This window comes from Chryseobacterium sp. OV279 (assembly GCF_900128945.1).
Lineage (GTDB): Bacteria > Bacteroidota > Bacteroidia > Flavobacteriales > Weeksellaceae > Chryseobacterium.
On sequence record NZ_FQUD01000006.1, the window covers coordinates 153346 to 170137 of the forward strand.

At 38.5% G+C, this 16792-nt stretch carries 19 protein-coding genes; 14 read left to right on the forward strand and 5 right to left on the reverse strand.

Features of this window, described 5'->3' with window-relative positions:
• Positions 1–31: 31 nt before the first annotated feature.
• On the forward strand, positions 32–1144 hold the full coding sequence (locus BUA72_RS23340) for an AI-2E family transporter (RefSeq protein ID WP_034726915.1): 1113 nt from the start codon (positions 32–34) through the stop codon (positions 1142–1144).
• Between the two features lie 127 nt (positions 1145–1271).
• On the opposite strand, the gene BUA72_RS23345 is transcribed toward BUA72_RS23340, so the two are convergent.
• On the reverse strand, positions 1272–1520 hold the full coding sequence (locus BUA72_RS23345; protein ID WP_047452732.1) for a hypothetical protein: 249 nt from the start codon (positions 1518–1520) through the stop codon (positions 1272–1274).
• Between the two features lie 157 nt (positions 1521–1677).
• Here BUA72_RS23345 and BUA72_RS23350 point away from each other — a divergent pair, with 157 nt between their 5' ends.
• Entirely contained in the window at positions 1678–2055 is a 378-nt protein-coding gene (locus tag BUA72_RS23350) for a DoxX family protein (RefSeq protein ID WP_072925629.1), read from the forward strand.
• A gap of 103 nt (positions 2056–2158) precedes the next feature.
• On the opposite strand, the gene BUA72_RS23355 is transcribed toward BUA72_RS23350, so the two are convergent.
• Positions 2159–3517 carry an acyl-CoA dehydrogenase family protein gene (locus BUA72_RS23355; protein WP_047452734.1) on the reverse strand — a complete coding sequence of 453 codons (1359 nt, stop codon included), beginning with the start codon at positions 3515–3517 and terminating at the stop codon, positions 2159–2161.
• Between the two features lie 208 nt (positions 3518–3725).
• Between BUA72_RS23355 and BUA72_RS23360 the strand changes: the two genes are divergently transcribed.
• From BUA72_RS23360 to BUA72_RS23375, 4 genes are all read left to right on the forward strand, one after another.
• Positions 3726–4628 (forward strand): DUF4349 domain-containing protein, encoded by a 903-nt coding sequence (locus tag BUA72_RS23360; protein WP_072925632.1) that lies wholly within the window; start codon positions 3726–3728, stop codon positions 4626–4628.
• A gap of 157 nt (positions 4629–4785) precedes the next feature.
• Positions 4786–5655 (forward strand): TraB/GumN family protein, encoded by an 870-nt coding sequence (locus BUA72_RS23365; protein WP_072925635.1) that lies wholly within the window; start codon positions 4786–4788, stop codon positions 5653–5655.
• Positions 5656–5680: 25 nt separating this feature from the next.
• A complete protein-coding gene (locus tag BUA72_RS23370) occupies positions 5681–6190 on the forward strand; it encodes an RNA polymerase sigma factor (RefSeq protein WP_047452737.1) in 510 nt (169 codons plus the stop codon).
• On the forward strand, positions 6180–6788 hold the full coding sequence (locus BUA72_RS23375) for a hypothetical protein (RefSeq protein ID WP_072925638.1): 609 nt from the start codon (positions 6180–6182) through the stop codon (positions 6786–6788). Before BUA72_RS23370 ends, BUA72_RS23375 begins: the two co-directional genes overlap by 11 nt.
• 136 nt (positions 6789–6924) lie before the next feature.
• On the opposite strand, the gene BUA72_RS23380 is transcribed toward BUA72_RS23375, so the two are convergent.
• Complete coding sequence (locus tag BUA72_RS23380; protein WP_072925640.1) at positions 6925–7314, reverse strand: tautomerase family protein; 390 nt, start codon at positions 7312–7314, stop codon at positions 6925–6927.
• A 365-nt stretch (positions 7315–7679) separates the two neighbouring features.
• Between BUA72_RS23380 and pgi the strand changes: the two genes are divergently transcribed.
• The 8 genes from pgi (at position 7680) to BUA72_RS23420 (ending at position 15522) form a co-directional block, all read left to right on the forward strand.
• Entirely contained in the window at positions 7680–9320 is a 1641-nt protein-coding gene (pgi, locus tag BUA72_RS23385) for a glucose-6-phosphate isomerase (protein ID WP_072925815.1), read from the forward strand.
• 3 nt (positions 9321–9323) lie between these two features.
• Positions 9324–10148 (forward strand): class I SAM-dependent methyltransferase, encoded by an 825-nt coding sequence (locus tag BUA72_RS23390; RefSeq protein ID WP_083544285.1) that lies wholly within the window; start codon positions 9324–9326, stop codon positions 10146–10148.
• Between the two features lie 21 nt (positions 10149–10169).
• A complete protein-coding gene (locus BUA72_RS23395) occupies positions 10170–11054 on the forward strand; it encodes a bifunctional 5,10-methylenetetrahydrofolate dehydrogenase/5,10-methenyltetrahydrofolate cyclohydrolase (RefSeq protein WP_072925643.1) in 885 nt (294 codons plus the stop codon).
• 7 nt (positions 11055–11061) lie between these two features.
• On the forward strand, positions 11062–11691 hold the full coding sequence (locus BUA72_RS23400) for a 7-carboxy-7-deazaguanine synthase QueE (protein ID WP_047452740.1): 630 nt from the start codon (positions 11062–11064) through the stop codon (positions 11689–11691).
• Between the two features lie 178 nt (positions 11692–11869).
• Entirely contained in the window at positions 11870–13240 is a 1371-nt protein-coding gene (locus tag BUA72_RS23405; RefSeq protein ID WP_072925646.1) for an exopolysaccharide biosynthesis polyprenyl glycosylphosphotransferase, read from the forward strand.
• A gap of 116 nt (positions 13241–13356) precedes the next feature.
• On the forward strand, positions 13357–14109 hold the full coding sequence (locus BUA72_RS23410) for an MlaE family ABC transporter permease (RefSeq protein ID WP_047452742.1): 753 nt from the start codon (positions 13357–13359) through the stop codon (positions 14107–14109).
• A complete protein-coding gene (locus BUA72_RS23415; protein ID WP_034726904.1) occupies positions 14109–14924 on the forward strand; it encodes an ABC transporter ATP-binding protein in 816 nt (271 codons plus the stop codon). The genes BUA72_RS23410 and BUA72_RS23415 overlap by 1 nt, the downstream gene beginning before the upstream one ends.
• A complete protein-coding gene (locus BUA72_RS23420; RefSeq protein WP_047452743.1) occupies positions 14908–15522 on the forward strand; it encodes an outer membrane beta-barrel protein in 615 nt (204 codons plus the stop codon). The genes BUA72_RS23415 and BUA72_RS23420 overlap by 17 nt, the downstream gene beginning before the upstream one ends.
• A 36-nt stretch (positions 15523–15558) precedes the next feature.
• Here BUA72_RS23420 and BUA72_RS23425 read toward each other — a convergent pair whose 3' ends face one another.
• Together BUA72_RS23425 and BUA72_RS23430 are read right to left on the reverse strand one after the other, a co-directional pair.
• The gene (locus BUA72_RS23425; RefSeq protein ID WP_034726902.1) at positions 15559–15870 is read right to left on the reverse strand and encodes a hypothetical protein; all 312 of its coding nucleotides are present in this window, start codon (positions 15868–15870) and stop codon (positions 15559–15561) included.
• A 92-nt stretch (positions 15871–15962) separates the two neighbouring features.
• Positions 15963–16769, reverse strand: a complete 807-nt coding sequence (locus BUA72_RS23430; RefSeq protein ID WP_047452744.1) for a M48 family metallopeptidase — start codon at positions 16767–16769, stop codon at positions 15963–15965.
• Between the last annotated feature and the right edge of the window lie 23 nt (positions 16770–16792).

Sequence of the window (16792 nt, forward strand, 5' to 3'; positions counted from 1 at the left end):
TCTTACTTTTATCCTACAGATTTGAAAAATTATGAACTTCCTCAAAATCCCGTTTCTTGTTAAATTAACGCTTGTCATTATTTCCATTATAGGTCTTGGTTACCTTTTGGCACTCGGACAGAGCATTTTAGCGCCTTTCTTTCTAGCCTTTTTAATGGCTATGCTGTTTCTTCCGGCCGCTACTTTTATGGAAAGAAGATTGAGATTTCCAAGATCCATCTCGACAATGACTTCGGTTTTTGTTATGCTCGCTATTTTAGCCGGAATTATTTACTTCTTCGGCTCACAGCTTTCTGACTTCAGTAAAGATCTGCCGCATCTAAGAGATCAGGTGACTACGGTTTTTAATAATCTGCAGCATTGGATTTCAAAAACATTCAATGTAAAGATTGATGAACAGCTTGATTACATTAATCAGGGATTGAATAAACTACTCTCCTCTTCCGGAGTGATTCTTGGTTTTACGTTCGGGATATTTTCAAGCGGGTTTGGGTTTATTGTATTTTTCACCCTGTTTTTCATCTTCATTTTAAATTACAGAAGAATTCTTAATAACTTCATTGTCACGGTTTTTAACGAAAAGCATAAAGCCAGCGTACAGGAAGTGGTGACCGAAATCCGGGTGATGACGAAAAAATATATTTTCGGGCTCTGTCTGCAGGTTTTGATCGTTTCTATTCTTTCTTCTATCGTTCTTACTATTTTAGGGGTAAAATATGCGATATTGCTTGCTGTCCTGACAGGTTTACTCAACGTTATTCCCTATCTGGGAATCTGTATATCCTTATTAATTTCATGCTTTATCGCCTTTGCCACCGGAACACCATCTACCTGTGTTTATGTAGCTATTGGTTATATCGCTATTCATGTTATTGATGGAAATATCGTTCTTCCATTTGTAGTGGGCTCAAAAGTAAAGATCAATGCCCTGTTTTCCTTCATAGGCATTATTTTAGGAGAACATCTTTGGGGAATTGCGGGCATGTTTCTGTGTATTCCGGCGATTGCCATCATTAAAATCATTTTTGAAAGAGTAGAAGGTTTAAAACCTTGGGGTAAGCTGCTTGGCGAGGAAGAAAAACCTAACAAAAAGAAAAAGAGCTACAAGATTTCCAAGAATATTACACTGAAGGAAATGGACTGATCATAAATGATGAGTAATGGGTAATGAGCAATAAGTAATAAATGAAACAAATAGTAGTCATTACTTATTGCTCATTACTTATTACTTATAAAAAAAGAGGGCTGCCTTAAAAAAGACAGCCATTATTTTAAACTCCTGCAGCACAGAATGGGCTCATTCCACTTGGACAGGTCTGGTTACATGGAATATAAGACTGATTATCCGGACAGTATCCTAAATCATCACCGCCTCCTCCGCCTGGGCCACCTAAACAAGGGTCTCCCGGTGGAATTTTACAAGGACAACCTTCCGGTCCGATATCACAGATAGGTGGTTTTCCTCCTCCATTAATTTTTTTTAAATTCTCGCGATCTAATTTTTGAAGTTTTTTCAACATAATACGATTGTTTAGTTTAATTTGAGTCACAAATATATTAAATGGAAATCATAATTTAATCACAATGTCGAGAGAAAGAAATAACATTAACAAATTTTAATAAAAATACATAAACGAATATCATTTTTGTTATACATTTGATATAAAATCAACAATCATGAAAATCGTAAAATTTATCCTTTCGTTCATTTTTGCATTGATGTTTATTCATGCCGGACTGAACAAATTCTTCCACTATTCACCTATGCCTAAAATGTCCGACGAGCAGATCAAGATCTTTGCTGCATTCGGGGAAATCGGCTGGTTGCTTCCCTTAGTGGGAATCGTAGAAATTGTTGGCGGAGTATTATTTATCTTCCAGAAGACCAAAGCTTTGGGCACTATCATCCTCCTTCCTGTCATGGTAGGAATTGTTATTCACAATATATACAGAGACCCGAACCAGATGGGAATCATCACCGCTATCGTTATGTTCCTGATCAATATTTGGGCAATTATTGATGACCGAGAGAAATATAAAGCTTTGATTAGTTAAAAACAACTATTGATGAATAGTGAATGGTCAATTAGCTTCGCTGTCAATTTTGATACCCCGCGAAAAATTCACTACTGACCATTCACCATTCACATTAAATAATTTATACAAATGCACTGAATCCGGTGATGGATCTTCCCACAATCAGTGAATTGATTTCTTTTGTTCCTTCATAAGAGTAGATGGCTTCAGCGTCGGCCACGAATCTTGCTACATCATATTCGAGGAGAATACCATTCCCTCCCAGTACTTCTCTTGCTCTGGAAACGATATCTCTGGTTCTCAGGGTACAGAAAACTTTGGCCAGTGAAGCATGCTCGTCTTTTAAAATGCCTTCATCCTGCATTTCCGATAACCTGAACACCATGGTCTGCATGGCTGTAAGATTGGAAAGCATCTCCACCAAATGTCCCTGAATCATCTGGAACGAAGCAATCGGTTTCCCGAACTGCTCTCTGGTTCTGGTATATTGCAATGCACTTTCGTAAGCTCCTCTTGCACAGCCTGTAGCCATCCATGCTACTCCGGCTCTGGTCATACGCAGAACTTTTCCGGTATCTTTAAATGAATTGGCGTTTTGCAGGCGATTTTCTTCAGTTACAAGACAATCCGTTAAGGTGATCAATCCGTTTTGCACAATCCTTAATGCCATTTTACCTTTGATTTTCTCAACGGAATAGCCGGGATTATCTTTTTCTACGATAAATCCTTTCACTTCTCCACTATCGAGATCTCTTGCCCAGATAATGATCAGGTCTGCAAATGTTGCATTTCCGATCCACTTTTTCTGACCGTTAAGGATCCAGCCTTCTTCCGTTTTTTTACAGGTTACTGTAAGACCACCCGCCGCTCCGGATCCTACTTCAGGTTCCGTAAGACCGAATGCCCCTATTTTTTCAAATTTCTGCATCTGAGGAAGCCACTTCTGTTTCTGCTCTTCAGATCCGCAGATATAAATAGATCCCATCGCTAATCCGGACTGAACGCCAAAGAAAGTCGCAATAGAAGCATCTATCCTCGCCATTTCCATCGCAATAACCCCTTCCATCAAGAAAGGCATACCCGGACAGCCGTATCCTTCATAGGTTACCCCGCAGATATTCAGTTTCTGGAATTTTGGAATAAGTTCAAAAGGAAATTCGTCTCTGAGCCAGTAATGATTTACGAGAGGTTTCACTTCTTTTTCCATGAACGCTCTTACTTTAAGCTGAATCTCACGTTGCTCCGGAGTCAGTGTGTGGTAGATATCGTAGAAATCACCATCAATAGGCGGAAGTTCCCGCTTTTTCTTATTAGGATCAAGCATTTTCATCATTCCGTTCAGTTGTTTATCGTCCAGTTTGGAGAAATTCTGCATCAGTTTGGGCAGATCAACTTTTTGAGAAATAGCACTCAGCTGGTCAAAATCTATGGATCTGAATAATTCTATAGCATTTCTGATTTTGGAAAAAGTATTTGACATAGTAATGTTTTGTGGGATTGATTTGTAAAAGTTAAGCAAAAACTGCTCCGAAAACAAGTCATTCCATGACCACCTGTTTTACAAAACACTCATTGACAACAAATTAAAACAGAAATATTTCTTTACAAACTTTTTGCGGTTGATTTTCAAATATTACAAAAGATCCTGACTGAACTTTGACCTAAGAAAACCCACAAAAATCAACGCTATGAAAACGACTTACATTAAATTATCCCTGTCAGCAGTTCTTTTATTAGGAATCTATTCGTGTAAAAAAGGAGAAGTGGCCGCCACAGAAGTTTCTGCTTCAGACTCTGCTGTTTCCATGGTTACGGACAGTGTTTCTTCTGTAGCCACTATGGAAGTAAAGGACAAACAGTTCATTAAAACGGCTGATGTGAATATGGAAGTCAAAGATGTGTATGAAGCAACCGTTTCCATTGAAAAAACAGTTCAGGATCTTGGAGGATTTGTGACCCACAGCAATCTTCAGAGCAGTATCCTTTCAGAGGACACCTACAATACTTCCGATAATGAAGCCATGCTGATTAAAAAATACCAGACGGAAAATACCATGAAGGTCCGTGTTCCGACAGAGAAGCTGGGGGAACTGCTTACAAAGATTAATGACAAAAAAGTATTCCTCAATTACAGAACCATCAATGCGGAAGATGTAACCTCCGGCATCAAGTATGCAGAAATGGAAGGCAAAAGAATTAAAAAGACAGGAGAAAACATCGATCAGCTGAAAACAAATAAAGACAAAGTACAGCTGGACAACGACAATATGGCGGAAGGAAACATGCAGCAGCTGGCCAATATGGATACCACAGATAATATCAAATACAGCACCATAGATATTTACATCAAAGAGCCTAAACTTCGTATTGTTGAAATTGCAGTGACCAATACCCGCAATATTGACAATCAATATAAATTCAATTTTATATATGATGCTAAAAATGCTTTCGTAGAAGGGTTTTACCTGATTCAAAAGATTGCTGTGGGACTTATCACCATATGGCCTTTACTTTTAATCTTAGCGGCGGTTGTCTATTTTCTAAGAAAAAGAAAACTGACAAAACCTGAACGCACAAAAATTCACGAATAACAAAAGCAATCCTAACCAGCTGGTTATCATCATAATTTTAGATTTTACAGACCTCCTTTCCGGGAGGTTTTTTATTTTTTTCAAAAAAAACTGTAACGATCATTATCCTGCCCTTACCTACTGTTTAAAAGAATGAATAATCAAAAACTTTAATCATATGAAAAATTTAGTACAACTTGGGTTCGCATTATTATTATCGGCGACCTTTATGACGGTAAAAGCTCAAAATACCAGCACAGAAAACAGTACACTCTGGGAAGTTTCCGGAAATGGTCTTACCAAACCCTCTTATATTGCAGGAACTTTTCATATTATGTGCAGCAAGGATTTTGAGATTAAGCCTAAAGTAATGAAAGCTCTTGAAAAGTCTGATCAATTTGTAATGGAGATCAATTATACGGATCCCGCTGAAATGACAGTCATGCAGAAAATGTATAAGACGGATAAAAAACTATCGGATCAACTGAGTCCTGCAGAAGCAAAGGAGCTGGATAAGATCCTTGCGGACTACGGAACAGATTTAAAGAAGATGGACAACTCCAGTTCACAGGCATTGTATGCGCTGATTTCGATGAAAGCCATTCCATGTCCACAGACTGAAATCAAACTGTATGAAATAGAACTTCTTCAAAGTGCGATGAAAAATAAAAAGAAAGTCTCCGGGCTTGAAAAAGTGGAAGAACAGATGACCTCCATTAATAAAGCCTATGATCTGAAAGCAGTCATGCAACAGTTAAAAATGGGAAAAGAATATGAAATCCTGCTTAACAAAATGCTCACCGCATTTAAAAAAGAAGATGTACAGTCTCTTTATACCCTATTTAAAGATGATAAAATGATGAATGCTGCGCAGGAAAAAGCCATGCTTACGGACAGAAATAAAAACTGGGCAGAAAAAATGCCTGAGATGATGAAGAAAGAAAGTTCTTTCTTTGCAGTAGGAGGCTCTCATCTTATGGGTGAAAACGGAATGATCCGTCTTTTAAGAGCAAAAGGATACACCGTGAAGCCGGTATCAAGCTTATAATGTATAACCAAACCATGAAATCATCGTGAGCAGTCAAACCGAAACCGCTTTTTTAAAGCTCGTCAACCAGCACAAAGGCATTCTGTACAAGGCCTCCCGTATCTACGCGGATTCTTTGGAGGACCGAGAAGACCTGCAGCAGGAGATCCTTATTCAGCTGTGGAAATCTTATCAGAACTTCAAAGGGAACAGTGAATTTTCGACCTGGATGTACCGTGTGGCCATCAACACCGCGATCACTTATTTAAAAAAAGAAAAGCAGCGGACGGATAATCAAACCGAGGTGCCACATCATTTCGAGGTCCAGAATGAAGACTATAATCCTAAAAAGGACAAGCAATTAGAAGTTTTTTACGCTGCAGTCCAGGAGCTTAAGGCATTAGAGAAAGCCGTCATCTTTTATTTCATGGAAGGAATGTCTCACAAAGAAATCGGAGACAACCTGGGGCTGAGCGAAGGCAACGCCCGTGTAAAACTTAACAGAACCAAAGAAAAAATACAGCAAATCATAAAAAAATCAGGCTATGAATTTTGATCAATTAAAAGAACAGTGGAATAACGAAGACGGCGACAGCGTCAACATTCCCAACACCATAGAACAACTAAAGAAAAGCAAACATCCGATCGAAAAGATCCAGAAAAGCATGAAAGCGGAATTTCCGATGCAGGTCATTGCCGTCATTCTTATCGCCTTCTTTCCGCAGCAGCTCCATTTTCCGGAATCTCAATATATTATTTATTACACTTCGTATGCGATGCTGGTTGTGATCTCCTCTTACTATCTGTTCGGATTCTATAAATTTTATAAGCAGACCGAACTTTATGACGGAAATACCAAAAACAGCCTTTGGAAGATATACCACGAACTGAAACTGAATATGGAAAGATACCAGTCTTTCGGATTCCTTCTTCTTCCCCACTTTATGATCACATTAGGCTTGGAATTCTATAATATACTGGAGAAAAAAGGAGAAACCTTAGGTGATATGTCAAGTACTTATCAGCAGGCTTTAATCATCAGCGTTCTGATCGGAACGGTGGCGATCGTCACGAGCATTGTGCTATGGACAAAATATATCTACGGAAGAAATGCTAAACGTCTGGAAAATATCCTGAACGAAATGGATGAATAACTTCCCTATCTATCTTCCACCAAACAATAACCATGAAACCCCAGACCTGATCTGGGGTTTATTATTTAATGACGTCAGGAAGTATAGACCAAGGCATACCATTGAATAGGCATATTTATTCCCTGTTTTTTCCGACTTAAATATTTACTTTGTAGCTCAGTACTAGTTCATCCCCGCTTTTACCCCGTATCCCCCAATTATGCATTGGAGTTTCAAAAACTGTAATTTCCAGATCCATTGTCGAAATACCAAGTTCATTCTCAAATCTGTCAAACAAAAGCTGGTAAAGTTTCTTTTTTGCTTCAATACTTCTTCCTTCAAAAACATTTATTTCAATAATGGTATGCTTTTCCGTTCGTGTATCGAAGTAGAAAAAACTGTCTTCTTCTATATAAATAAATCTATGTGCTTTTTTTTCTTTCGGGTACTGAAAAGCATCAACTATACTTTCGTGTACAATTTCAGATAATTTTTCCCTGATTGGATGCAGGTGTTTCTTTATTCCGAATATCTTAATTTGTCCCATTTATCATCAGTGTTTTTTTATTTCTATTGAGTTCTATCTTTTTAATACGAAAGAATCACTCCCAAATATACAAAAACCATCATAATCATCTAAAAACCAAATACTATGAATATCTAAACATAAATATCGGACTCAATTTTTTTTCCACATTATAACTTGCAGTAATATGTACTAAAAAAGCAGCCAAAATAATGAATGAATTACCGCAGCCTTTCCATTATTATCATAATTTTAGATTTTACAGCCTCCGTTTTTTTCCGGAGGTTTTATTTTTCCTTAAATTTGCACATCAGAAATAAAATGATATGGATTTTAAACATTTAGATCCAGCCCATCATTTTCTGAATCTACTAAATTCCAAAAGTATGCTATCAAAAATAAATCCTATACAAACTAACAGCTGGAAGGCTCTTGACGAACATTTTGCAGGAAATGACTTTGATTTGAGAAGTCTTTTTCAGTACAATCCGGAGCGTTTTAATGAATTTTCTATACAAAAGGACAACTTCCTTTTTGACTATTCTAAAAACCTGATCGATTCAAGAACGAAGGAACTTTTACTTCATCTGGCAGAAGAGTGCCAGTTGAAAGACGCTATTTCCAAAATGTTTTCAGGTGACAAAATCAATGAAACAGAAGGAAGAGCAGTTCTTCATACAGCTTTGAGGGATTTTTCAGATAAAGAAATCATCGTAGACGGTGAAAACATAAAACCTCAGATCAGAAGAGTTCTTGACCATATGAAAACGTTCTCTGAAAAAATTATTTCAGGAGAGCATAAAGGTTTCAGCGGAAAAGAAATCACTGATGTTGTGAATATCGGAATCGGAGGTTCAGATCTTGGACCGGTGATGGTTTGTTCCGCTTTAAAGCATTTTAAAACAAGATTAAACGTTCATTTCGTTTCAAACGTTGACGGTAATCACATTGCTGAAACCGTTAAAAAACTGAATCCTGAAACCACTTTATTCATCATTGCTTCCAAAACCTTTACGACTCAGGAAACAATGACGAATGCCAATTCTGCGAAAGACTGGTTCCTGAAAGCTGGAAAAGAGGAAGATGTGGCGAAACATTTCGTGGCTTTATCCACTAATGTTGAAGCTGTTAAAAAGTTTGGAATTGCAGAAGAAAATATATTTGAGTTCTGGGACTGGGTAGGCGGAAGATATTCTCTTTGGAGCGCTATCGGCCTAAGCATTGTTCTGGCAGTAGGATATGAGAATTTTGAAGAGCTTCTGAAAGGGGCTTCTGACACCGATCAACATTTCCAGACTGCAGATTTCTCAGAAAACATCCCGGTGTTGATGGGACTTTTAGGTATCTGGTACCGTAATTTCTATGCTGCCACTACTTATGCGATCCTTCCTTATTCTCAATATCTGGATAGATTTGCAGCATATCTTCAGCAGGGAGATATGGAAAGTAACGGAAAATGCGTAGACAGAAACGGTGAATTCGTGGAATACGAAACAGGACCGATTATCTGGGGTGAGCCGGGAACAAACGGACAACACGCCTTTTACCAGTTGATCCACCAGGGAACGGAACTTATTCCTGCCGATTTTATAGCTTATGCAAAAAGCAGCAATGCCGTTTCTGATCATCAGCCTAAACTTTTAGCTAACTTTTTCGCGCAGACTGAAGCACTTGCTTTCGGAAAATCTGAAGAGGAGGTAGAACAGGAATTAAGAAGTGAAGGAAAAAGTGATGAAGAAATTGACAGACTTCTAAATTATAAAGTCTTCCACGGAAACACACCTACCAACTCTATATTATTCAAGGAATTAACTCCTTTTTCACTGGGACAGCTGATTGCCTTGTACGAGCATAAAATCTTTGTTCAGGGTGTCATCTGGAATATTTTCAGTTTCGACCAGTTCGGAGTAGAATTAGGAAAAGTATTAGCCAATAAGATCCTTCCTGAGCTTGAAAACAATGAGGCAGTAAGTTCTCATGACAGCTCTACCAACGGATTGATCAATTATTATAAAGGAAATAAATAGCAGATGTCTGCATTACGGTCATATTATTATAAACTTCCTCCGGGCCTCAGGCTTTTGGGGAGAAAGATCTACTATTTCCCGATAGACCTTTATGATGGGTTTACCGGAAAAAGATCTAAAAACGAGCCTAAAAAGGGAGATATTTATGTAGGAGGCAGCGACTTTATTCCTCACGGGATTCGTCAGGCTAATGCGCTGAAAAAATATATCGGCTTACGAAATACCGACCGTGTTCTGGATGTAGGATGCGGAATCGGAAGAACCGCTGTAGCCCTTACCGGAATCATTGATAAAGGAACTTACGACGGTTTTGATGCTGTAGAAAAGGGAATTAACTGGTGCAATAAAAATATCGGTCAAAAACATCCGAATTTTAAATTCAAGTTTACCCCGATTTATAATGATCTGTACAATACTTTCAGCCAAAAAGCGGAAGATTTTACATTTCCTTATGATGATGCTCAGTTTGACAAAGCATTTTTGTTCTCGGTATTCACTCATATGCAGATTCCTGAGATTAAAAGATATCTGAGCGAGATCAGCAGGGTTTTGAACAGCGGCGGGCAATGTCTGGCCACATTCTTCCTGTATGATGAATCTAAAAAGGAATATGGAACCATGCCATTTCCGCATCAATATGATGGGTACAGACTTATGGATGATAAAGTGACCGCGGCCAATATCGCGGTAAGCATTCCATTGTTGAACCAGATGGCAGCAGAAGCCGGATTAAAAGTAACGACCATAAAAGGAGGATTCTGGAGAACTGATGTAGAAAAGGAAGGTGCCGATGAGTTCCAGGATATTGTTGTATTCAATAAAATCTAAATAAAAGTAAAAAAAGTAAAAATGGCAGAAATTCTTGACGGACTTAAAGTATCCAAAGAAATAAAAGCGGAGATCAAGGTTGAAGTGGAAAAGATCCTTGAAAGCAAGAAAAGAGCACCGCATCTGGTAGCAATTCTTGTTGGAAACAACGGAGCAAGCAAGGCGTATGTAAACAGTAAAGTAAAAGACTGTGAGGAAGTTGGATTCCGCTCTACCCTTGTCAAATTTCCAAGTACAGTTTCTGAATCTGAATTATTGGAAAAAATTGAGGAGCTGAATAAATCTAAATCGGTGGACGGTTTTATCGTACAGCTTCCTTTACCGGATCAGATCGATCAGGAAAAAATCATTTTGGCTATTGATCCAAGAAAAGATGTAGATGGTTTCCACCCTGAAAACTTCGGAAAAATGGCGTTGGAAATGGACACGTTCCTTCCTGCTACACCATTCGGGATTCTGACATTATTGGAAAGATACAATATTGAAACGAAAGGAAAAGACTGTGTGATCATCGGAAGAAGTAAAATTGTAGGAAGACCTATGAGTATCCTGATGGGAAGAAAAGATTTCCCGGGTAACTCTACCGTGACTTTAACGCACTCTTACACAAAAGATATCGAAGAATATACAAAAAAAGCAGACATTGTTATCACCGCTTTAGGCGATCCGCATTTCCTGAAAGGAGATATGATCAAGGACGGCGCAGTAATCGTGGATGTGGGTATCACAAGAGTAGATGATGATTCTCCAAAAGGATATTACCTTGCGGGTGACGTAGATTTTGACAGCTGTGCAGCCAAAGCAAGCTGGATCACGCCGGTACCGGGAGGTGTAGGCCCAATGACCAGAGCCATGCTGATGAAGAACACCATCATCGCATACAAAACTTCGGTCTATAACGACTAATTTTAAAATGAATAAAGAAGAAGATATTTTATTAAAAGAAGGTAAAATGCTCCCTGTGATGGAGCATTTTTACACTATTCAAGGGGAAGGTGCGCATACTGGAAAAGCAGCTTACTTTATCAGACTGGGAGGTTGCGACGTGGGTTGCCACTGGTGTGACGTGAAAGAAAGCTGGGATCCTACGCTGCATCCCTTGATGAATGCTGAAGAAATTGCAGAAACTGCCGCAAAACACTGTAAAATCGTTGTTTTGACTGGTGGCGAACCATTAATGTGGAATTTAGATATTTTGACTTCTAAATTAAAAGAATTAGGCTGCACCATACATATTGAAACTTCAGGAGCGTATCCTTTAAGCGGACAAATCGACTGGATTACTCTTTCACCAAAGAAAACCGGACTTCCGAAAGAAGAAATTTATGCTAAAGCTCACGAACTTAAAATGATTGTTTTTAATAATAATGATTTTAAATTTGCTGACGAGCAAGCTGCAAAAGTTTCCGAAAACTGCAGGTTATATCTTCAGAGTGAGTGGAGCAAGCGTGATGAGATGTATCCAAAGATCACCGATTTTATTCTGGCTCACCCGGAATGGCAGGCTTCGGTTCAGACTCATAAATATTTGAATATTCCATAAAGATCATTTCCCTTAGATTGTGCAGAGCAAATTGAATGAGATTATTTTTATTCTTATGACTGGTTTTCTGCATGAAGTATCCAAGTAGTAGGACGAAAATTGATAATATTCATCGAATATGAGATATACCATAAAAAATATGTACCTTAGCTCTTCGTATCCGTTTAAACACCGATAGATGCAGAGAATTCGATACTCTAGATACCTGAAATCGATTATTATTTTGCTTGACCTTATGGTTATTGCATCTATCTTTATATTCTTTTTTATAAGCAGGAATGAAAACTTAAGATACCATAGAGAAACATGGTATGAAAATGTTTTCTCTCTGATTCTACTGTTTTTGTTCTGGATGCTGCTGAGCGGCAGGACAAAAATTTATAACATTCAGAGGAATCTTACGTATACTTTGTTTTTGGAACGTCTTCTGATTCATTTCCTGTTTTTTATACTGGGAGTTCTCCTCATCGGAAGGGTGAGCAAAAATGTGTTTTTCAATTCAGATATCTACTGGCTCTCATTTTACCTGTTTTTCTTTATTTTCCTGGCGAAATCGGTCATTTATTTTACCATAAAATATTTCCGTTCACTGGGGATCAATTACAGAAATGTCATGTTTTTGGGAGAAACAAGCTCTACCGAAATTTTAAGAAATATATTTAAAGATAGGAAGGATTACGGATATAGAATATTCGAATATGAAGGCCCGGCTATCAATCCCAATGCACTTGTTGGTTTCTGGAAAAAGAACGGAATTCACACCCTTTTTTTATCTACTGAAAATCTGTTCAATGAGGATACGGAGAAAGAAATCTTCAAGCTTGCAGAAGACAATAAGGTCCACGTTTCCCTGATTCCGAGCATTACACAGAGTGATTTTTTCCTGTATGATCTCGGATATATTCAGACACAGCCGGTTCTAAGCCAGGCCAAATATCCTTTGGACTTTTATTCCAATTTTCTAGTAAAAAGGACATTCGATATTTTATTTTCAATATCAATATTAGTATTTCTCTGCTCGTGGCTATTTCCAGTTATTGCAATTCTCATCAAAGCAACTTCTAAAGGTCCTGTTTTCTTTGTACAGAAGAGATATGGTTTCCATGAGGAAGTATTTTCCTGCCTGAAATTCAGAACGATGATCGTTAATGAAGAATCTGCAACGAAAACCACGGAAGAAAACGACTCCAGGATCACCACCATTGGAAAATTTCTGAGAAAAACCAGCCTTGATGAGCTTCCCCAGTTTATCAATGTACTGAAGGGAGAAATGTCTATCGTAGGACCCCGCCCTCATATGCTGGCCGTAGATAATTACTATAAGCCAAAGATCGGAAGATACAGCTTAAGAAGCATGGTTTCTCCCGGTATTACAGGACTGGCACAGGTAAGCGGACTGCGTGGAGATTACGGAGATGTGGAAGTGGAAATGAAGAAAAGAATCCTTGCAGATACGTTCTATGTAAGGAACTGGAGTTTTGTTCTGGATCTGGTCATCGTTTTAAAGACTGTTTTACTGGTGATCGCAGGGGATAAAAACGCAAAATAAATCAAACAAAAGGTTAAGATTACAATTGAGGAATCATATTTGCTTCTAAGGTTAAATAAACTTTAGGGCTTCAACTGAGCCTTACTTAATTAAATAAAAAAGTCTAATTTAGCAGCATGTTAAAAAAGTTTTTCACAGCAGTAGGAGAATACATTATCCTTCTAGGTAAATCCTTGCAGAAACCCCAGAAAATGAGGGTTTTTTGGAAGCTGTTCATGAGAGAAATTAATGATCTCGGCGTCAATTCTTTTGGGCTTGTGATCTTCACTTCTATATTTGTGGGAGCGGTAGTCGCTATCCAGATGTTCAACAACTTTGCTTCTTCCTCTTTTCCTATCCCTCCTTCATTCGTGGGATATGCTACGAAAGCCGTTTTGGTTCTGGAATTTTCACCAACCATCATCAGTCTTATCCTGGCCGGTAAAGTAGGATCATATATAGCATCAAGTATAGGAACCATGAGAGTTTCTGAGCAGATCGATGCCCTGGACATCATGGGAGTGAACTCTCCGAATTTTCTGATATTACCTAAAATTTTTGCCTGCGTTATTTTCAATCCTATCCTTATCGCCATCAGTATCGTATTTGGTATCGGCGGTGGACATCTGGCAGGTATGCTGACCGGAAACTGGACTGAGAACGACTATATTGTGGGAATTCAGATGTATATGCCCAATTTATTTGTGTATTACGCATTTCTAAAAACTACCGTATTTGCCTTTATCATCGCTACCGTTCCTTCCTATTTCGGATATAACGTAAAAGGAGGATCGCTGGAAGTAGGTAGAGCCAGTACACAGGCCGTAGTATGGACAATGGTATTTATTATCATTTCTGAATTAATTTTAACCCAATTAATATTAAGCTAATGATTGAGGTAAAAGATCTTAAGAAGAGTTTTGGTGATGTCGAAGTCCTTAAGGGAATTTCAACTTCCTTCGACAAAGGAAAAGTGAACCTGATCATCGGGCAGAGCGGCTCGGGAAAGACTGTTTTCCTGAAAAGCTTACTGAATGTATACCAGCCTTCATCGGGAGAGATCCTTTTTGACGGTACGGATATCAATACGATGACCAGAGATCAGAAACAGCACCTGCGTTCAGAAATCGGAACGGTATTTCAGGGCAGCGCGCTTTTTGACTCGTTAACCGTGGAAGAAAACATTATGTTTCCACTGGATATGTTTACCAACCTTACCTTCCGTGAAAAAAAGAAAAGGGTTTTTGAAGTCATAGGAAGAGTACATCTTGACAAAGCCGGCAGAAAATTTCCATCCGAGATATCAGGAGGGATGCAGAAACGTGTGGCCATTGCAAGAGCCATCGTCAACAATCCGAAGTACCTGTTCTGTGATGAGCCGAACTCCGGACTTGACCCTTATACTTCCAATATTATTGATGACCTTCTTCTTGAAATCACCAAAGAATACAACACGACAACCATCATCAATACCCACGATATGAACTCTGTGATGACGATCGGGGAGAAAATTGTATACTTGAGATTGGGAATCAAAGAATGGGAAGGAAACAAAGACGTTCTGATCACCGCAGGCAATAAAAATCTTATTGACTTCGTTTATTCTTCAGAACTGTTTAAAGAACTGAGAGAATATTTACTTGAAAATAATAAAACGATTGAAAATACAATCACTAAAATAGACGATAATGAAAAAGGTACTTAGTATAGCGTTAATCGGGTTTTCAATGTTCGCTTCTGCACAGATTTCACTGGCAGCAAAAGCTAACTTAATATTCCCTACAGGCTCTCCTTCATGGAAAAACATCAAAGGAACAGTCAATGACGCCATTGAAGGAACAGGAAAGAACAATGCAGGTTTCAACGCGGGTCTTTCAGTAAAAGTTAAACTTCCAGGTTCATTTTATGTAATGCCGGAATTATACTACACGCACTTCAAAAATGAATTCACTACGGAGAATACTACTTTTGATGTGAAAAGCAACCGTTTGGATATGCCTGTTCTTTTAGGACACAATGTTTTGGGAGATATGCTTGGGGTGTTCATAGGACCTGTGGCCAGCTATAATTTAAGCAAGGAAAATACTTACAACGATTTTAAAGAAAATGTTAAAACCAATTTCACTGTAGGCTATCAGTTCGGAGCACAGCTTGAAATCAAGAAACTGCTTATCAACGCAAGATATGAAGGTTCATTCAGCAAAGATGAAAGAAACTTCATCAATAAGGTTTCCGGCTCTGAGATCAGATATGACAACAGACCTAACCTATTCTTGGTAGGTGTAGGTTATAAGTTTAAATAATTTGAAAATAACATCTATAAAAAACCCTCAAATTTTTTAAATTTGAGGGTTTTGATTTTGTCGCTGAAGTTCTGCTTCACGTTGGGCAATTTCTGCCGCCTGCTTTTCCAGTTCTTCTTTGTCTTTTTGTAATTGTTTGAATTCTTTTCTTTTTTCTTCAGCTTTCAGCGCGCTTCCTTTACTTACATATCCTACCATTCCGCCGATAATGAGACCGATTCCTACCCCTGCCATTACACCCATCATATGGGAAATGGTAATTCCGCCTACCGTAAAATCAGTGGTCAGATAAAAAAGCAGTGCCGAAACGGCCAGCAGGATAAGTCCTGTAATTGATAAACTTTTCATAAATATTGTGTTAGTGGTTGGTGTTAAAAAAAAGCCTTACCCAATTTAGTGAAAATTAAATAAGGCTCTATACAAGATTAAAAATTCTGATGTTATATTTTCCCTCCGGCAGCTTTATAATATTCCAAAGCTTTGGGAAGGTCTCTATTGATATCTGAGATCCTTGTTTCAGGATTCGGGTGAGTAGAAAGGAATTCAGGCTGTCTTGATCCTGAAGACGCTCCTTCCATTCTATTCCAGAAAGGGATCGCTTCTCTTGGGTCATATCCTGCCATAGACATCAGATACAGTCCCATCTGATCTGCTTCTGACTCCTGATTTCTTCCGTATTTCAATAGTGCTACCTGAGATCCTATCGGGTATACTTTCTGGAAAATCCCGGCCCATTGTGAGTTTGAAATGGTTCCACCTAAAATAGAACCTCCATACTGTGCGACCATAGCCTGAGAAATTCTCTCATTTCCGTGTCCCGCTAAGGCATGTGAAACTTCGTGTCCCATCACAACCGCAAGACCGTTATCATTCTTCGTAACCGGAAGGATTCCTGTGTATACTGCAACTTTCCCGCCAGGCATACACCAGGCATTCAGTTCATTGCTCTGAATAAGATTAAATTCCCAGCTGTAATTGGCCAAGTCTGCTGATCTTCCAATGCTTTGATAGTATCTTTCTGCTGCACTTTTGATTCTGCTTCCTACACTTACTATTTTTTTAGCGTCTGCAGTTCCTGAAATAATCTTAGATTTAGACAGTGTTGTTTTATATTCCTGCGCAGACATCGTCAGTATTTCAGAGTTATTTGCAATCTGTAATGAAGATCTTCCCGTGATCGGGTTAGTAGTACAAGCTGCAATTGACAGGGCAACTGCTCCTATTCCTAATAGATGTGTAAATTTCATAGTTCGTGTATTAATAATTCAAC

Excerpts from the sequence above, each read along its gene's own strand:
- BUA72_RS23430 (WP_047452744.1), bottom strand. The coding sequence starts at position 16,769 with ATGAAATTTACACATCTATTAGGAATAGGAGCAGTTGCCCTGTCAATT.
- BUA72_RS23415 (WP_034726904.1), top strand. The coding sequence starts at position 14,109 with ATGATTGAGGTAAAAGATCTTAAGAAGAGTTTTGGTGATGTCGAAGTC.
- BUA72_RS23375 (WP_072925638.1), top strand. The coding sequence starts at position 6,180 with ATGAATTTTGATCAATTAAAAGAACAGTGGAATAACGAAGACGGCGAC.
- BUA72_RS23380 (WP_072925640.1), bottom strand. The coding sequence starts at position 7,314 with ATGGGACAAATTAAGATATTCGGAATAAAGAAACACCTGCATCCAATC.
- BUA72_RS23350 (WP_072925629.1), top strand. The coding sequence starts at position 1,678 with ATGAAAATCGTAAAATTTATCCTTTCGTTCATTTTTGCATTGATGTTT.
- BUA72_RS23425 (WP_034726902.1), bottom strand. The coding sequence starts at position 15,870 with ATGAAAAGTTTATCAATTACAGGACTTATCCTGCTGGCCGTTTCGGCA.
- BUA72_RS23365 (WP_072925635.1), top strand. The coding sequence starts at position 4,786 with ATGAAAAATTTAGTACAACTTGGGTTCGCATTATTATTATCGGCGACC.
- BUA72_RS23360 (WP_072925632.1), top strand. The coding sequence starts at position 3,726 with ATGAAAACGACTTACATTAAATTATCCCTGTCAGCAGTTCTTTTATTA.
- BUA72_RS23410 (WP_047452742.1), top strand. The coding sequence starts at position 13,357 with ATGTTAAAAAAGTTTTTCACAGCAGTAGGAGAATACATTATCCTTCTA.
- BUA72_RS23355 (WP_047452734.1), bottom strand. The coding sequence starts at position 3,517 with ATGTCAAATACTTTTTCCAAAATCAGAAATGCTATAGAATTATTCAGA.
- BUA72_RS23420 (WP_047452743.1), top strand. The coding sequence starts at position 14,908 with ATGAAAAAGGTACTTAGTATAGCGTTAATCGGGTTTTCAATGTTCGCT.
- pgi (WP_072925815.1), top strand. The coding sequence starts at position 7,680 with ATGCTATCAAAAATAAATCCTATACAAACTAACAGCTGGAAGGCTCTT.
- BUA72_RS23345 (WP_047452732.1), bottom strand. The coding sequence starts at position 1,520 with ATGTTGAAAAAACTTCAAAAATTAGATCGCGAGAATTTAAAAAAAATT.
- BUA72_RS23395 (WP_072925643.1), top strand. The coding sequence starts at position 10,170 with ATGGCAGAAATTCTTGACGGACTTAAAGTATCCAAAGAAATAAAAGCG.
- BUA72_RS23400 (WP_047452740.1), top strand. The coding sequence starts at position 11,062 with ATGAATAAAGAAGAAGATATTTTATTAAAAGAAGGTAAAATGCTCCCT.
- BUA72_RS23340 (WP_034726915.1), top strand. The coding sequence starts at position 32 with ATGAACTTCCTCAAAATCCCGTTTCTTGTTAAATTAACGCTTGTCATT.
- BUA72_RS23390 (WP_083544285.1), top strand. The coding sequence starts at position 9,324 with ATGTCTGCATTACGGTCATATTATTATAAACTTCCTCCGGGCCTCAGG.
- BUA72_RS23405 (WP_072925646.1), top strand. The coding sequence starts at position 11,870 with ATGCAGAGAATTCGATACTCTAGATACCTGAAATCGATTATTATTTTG.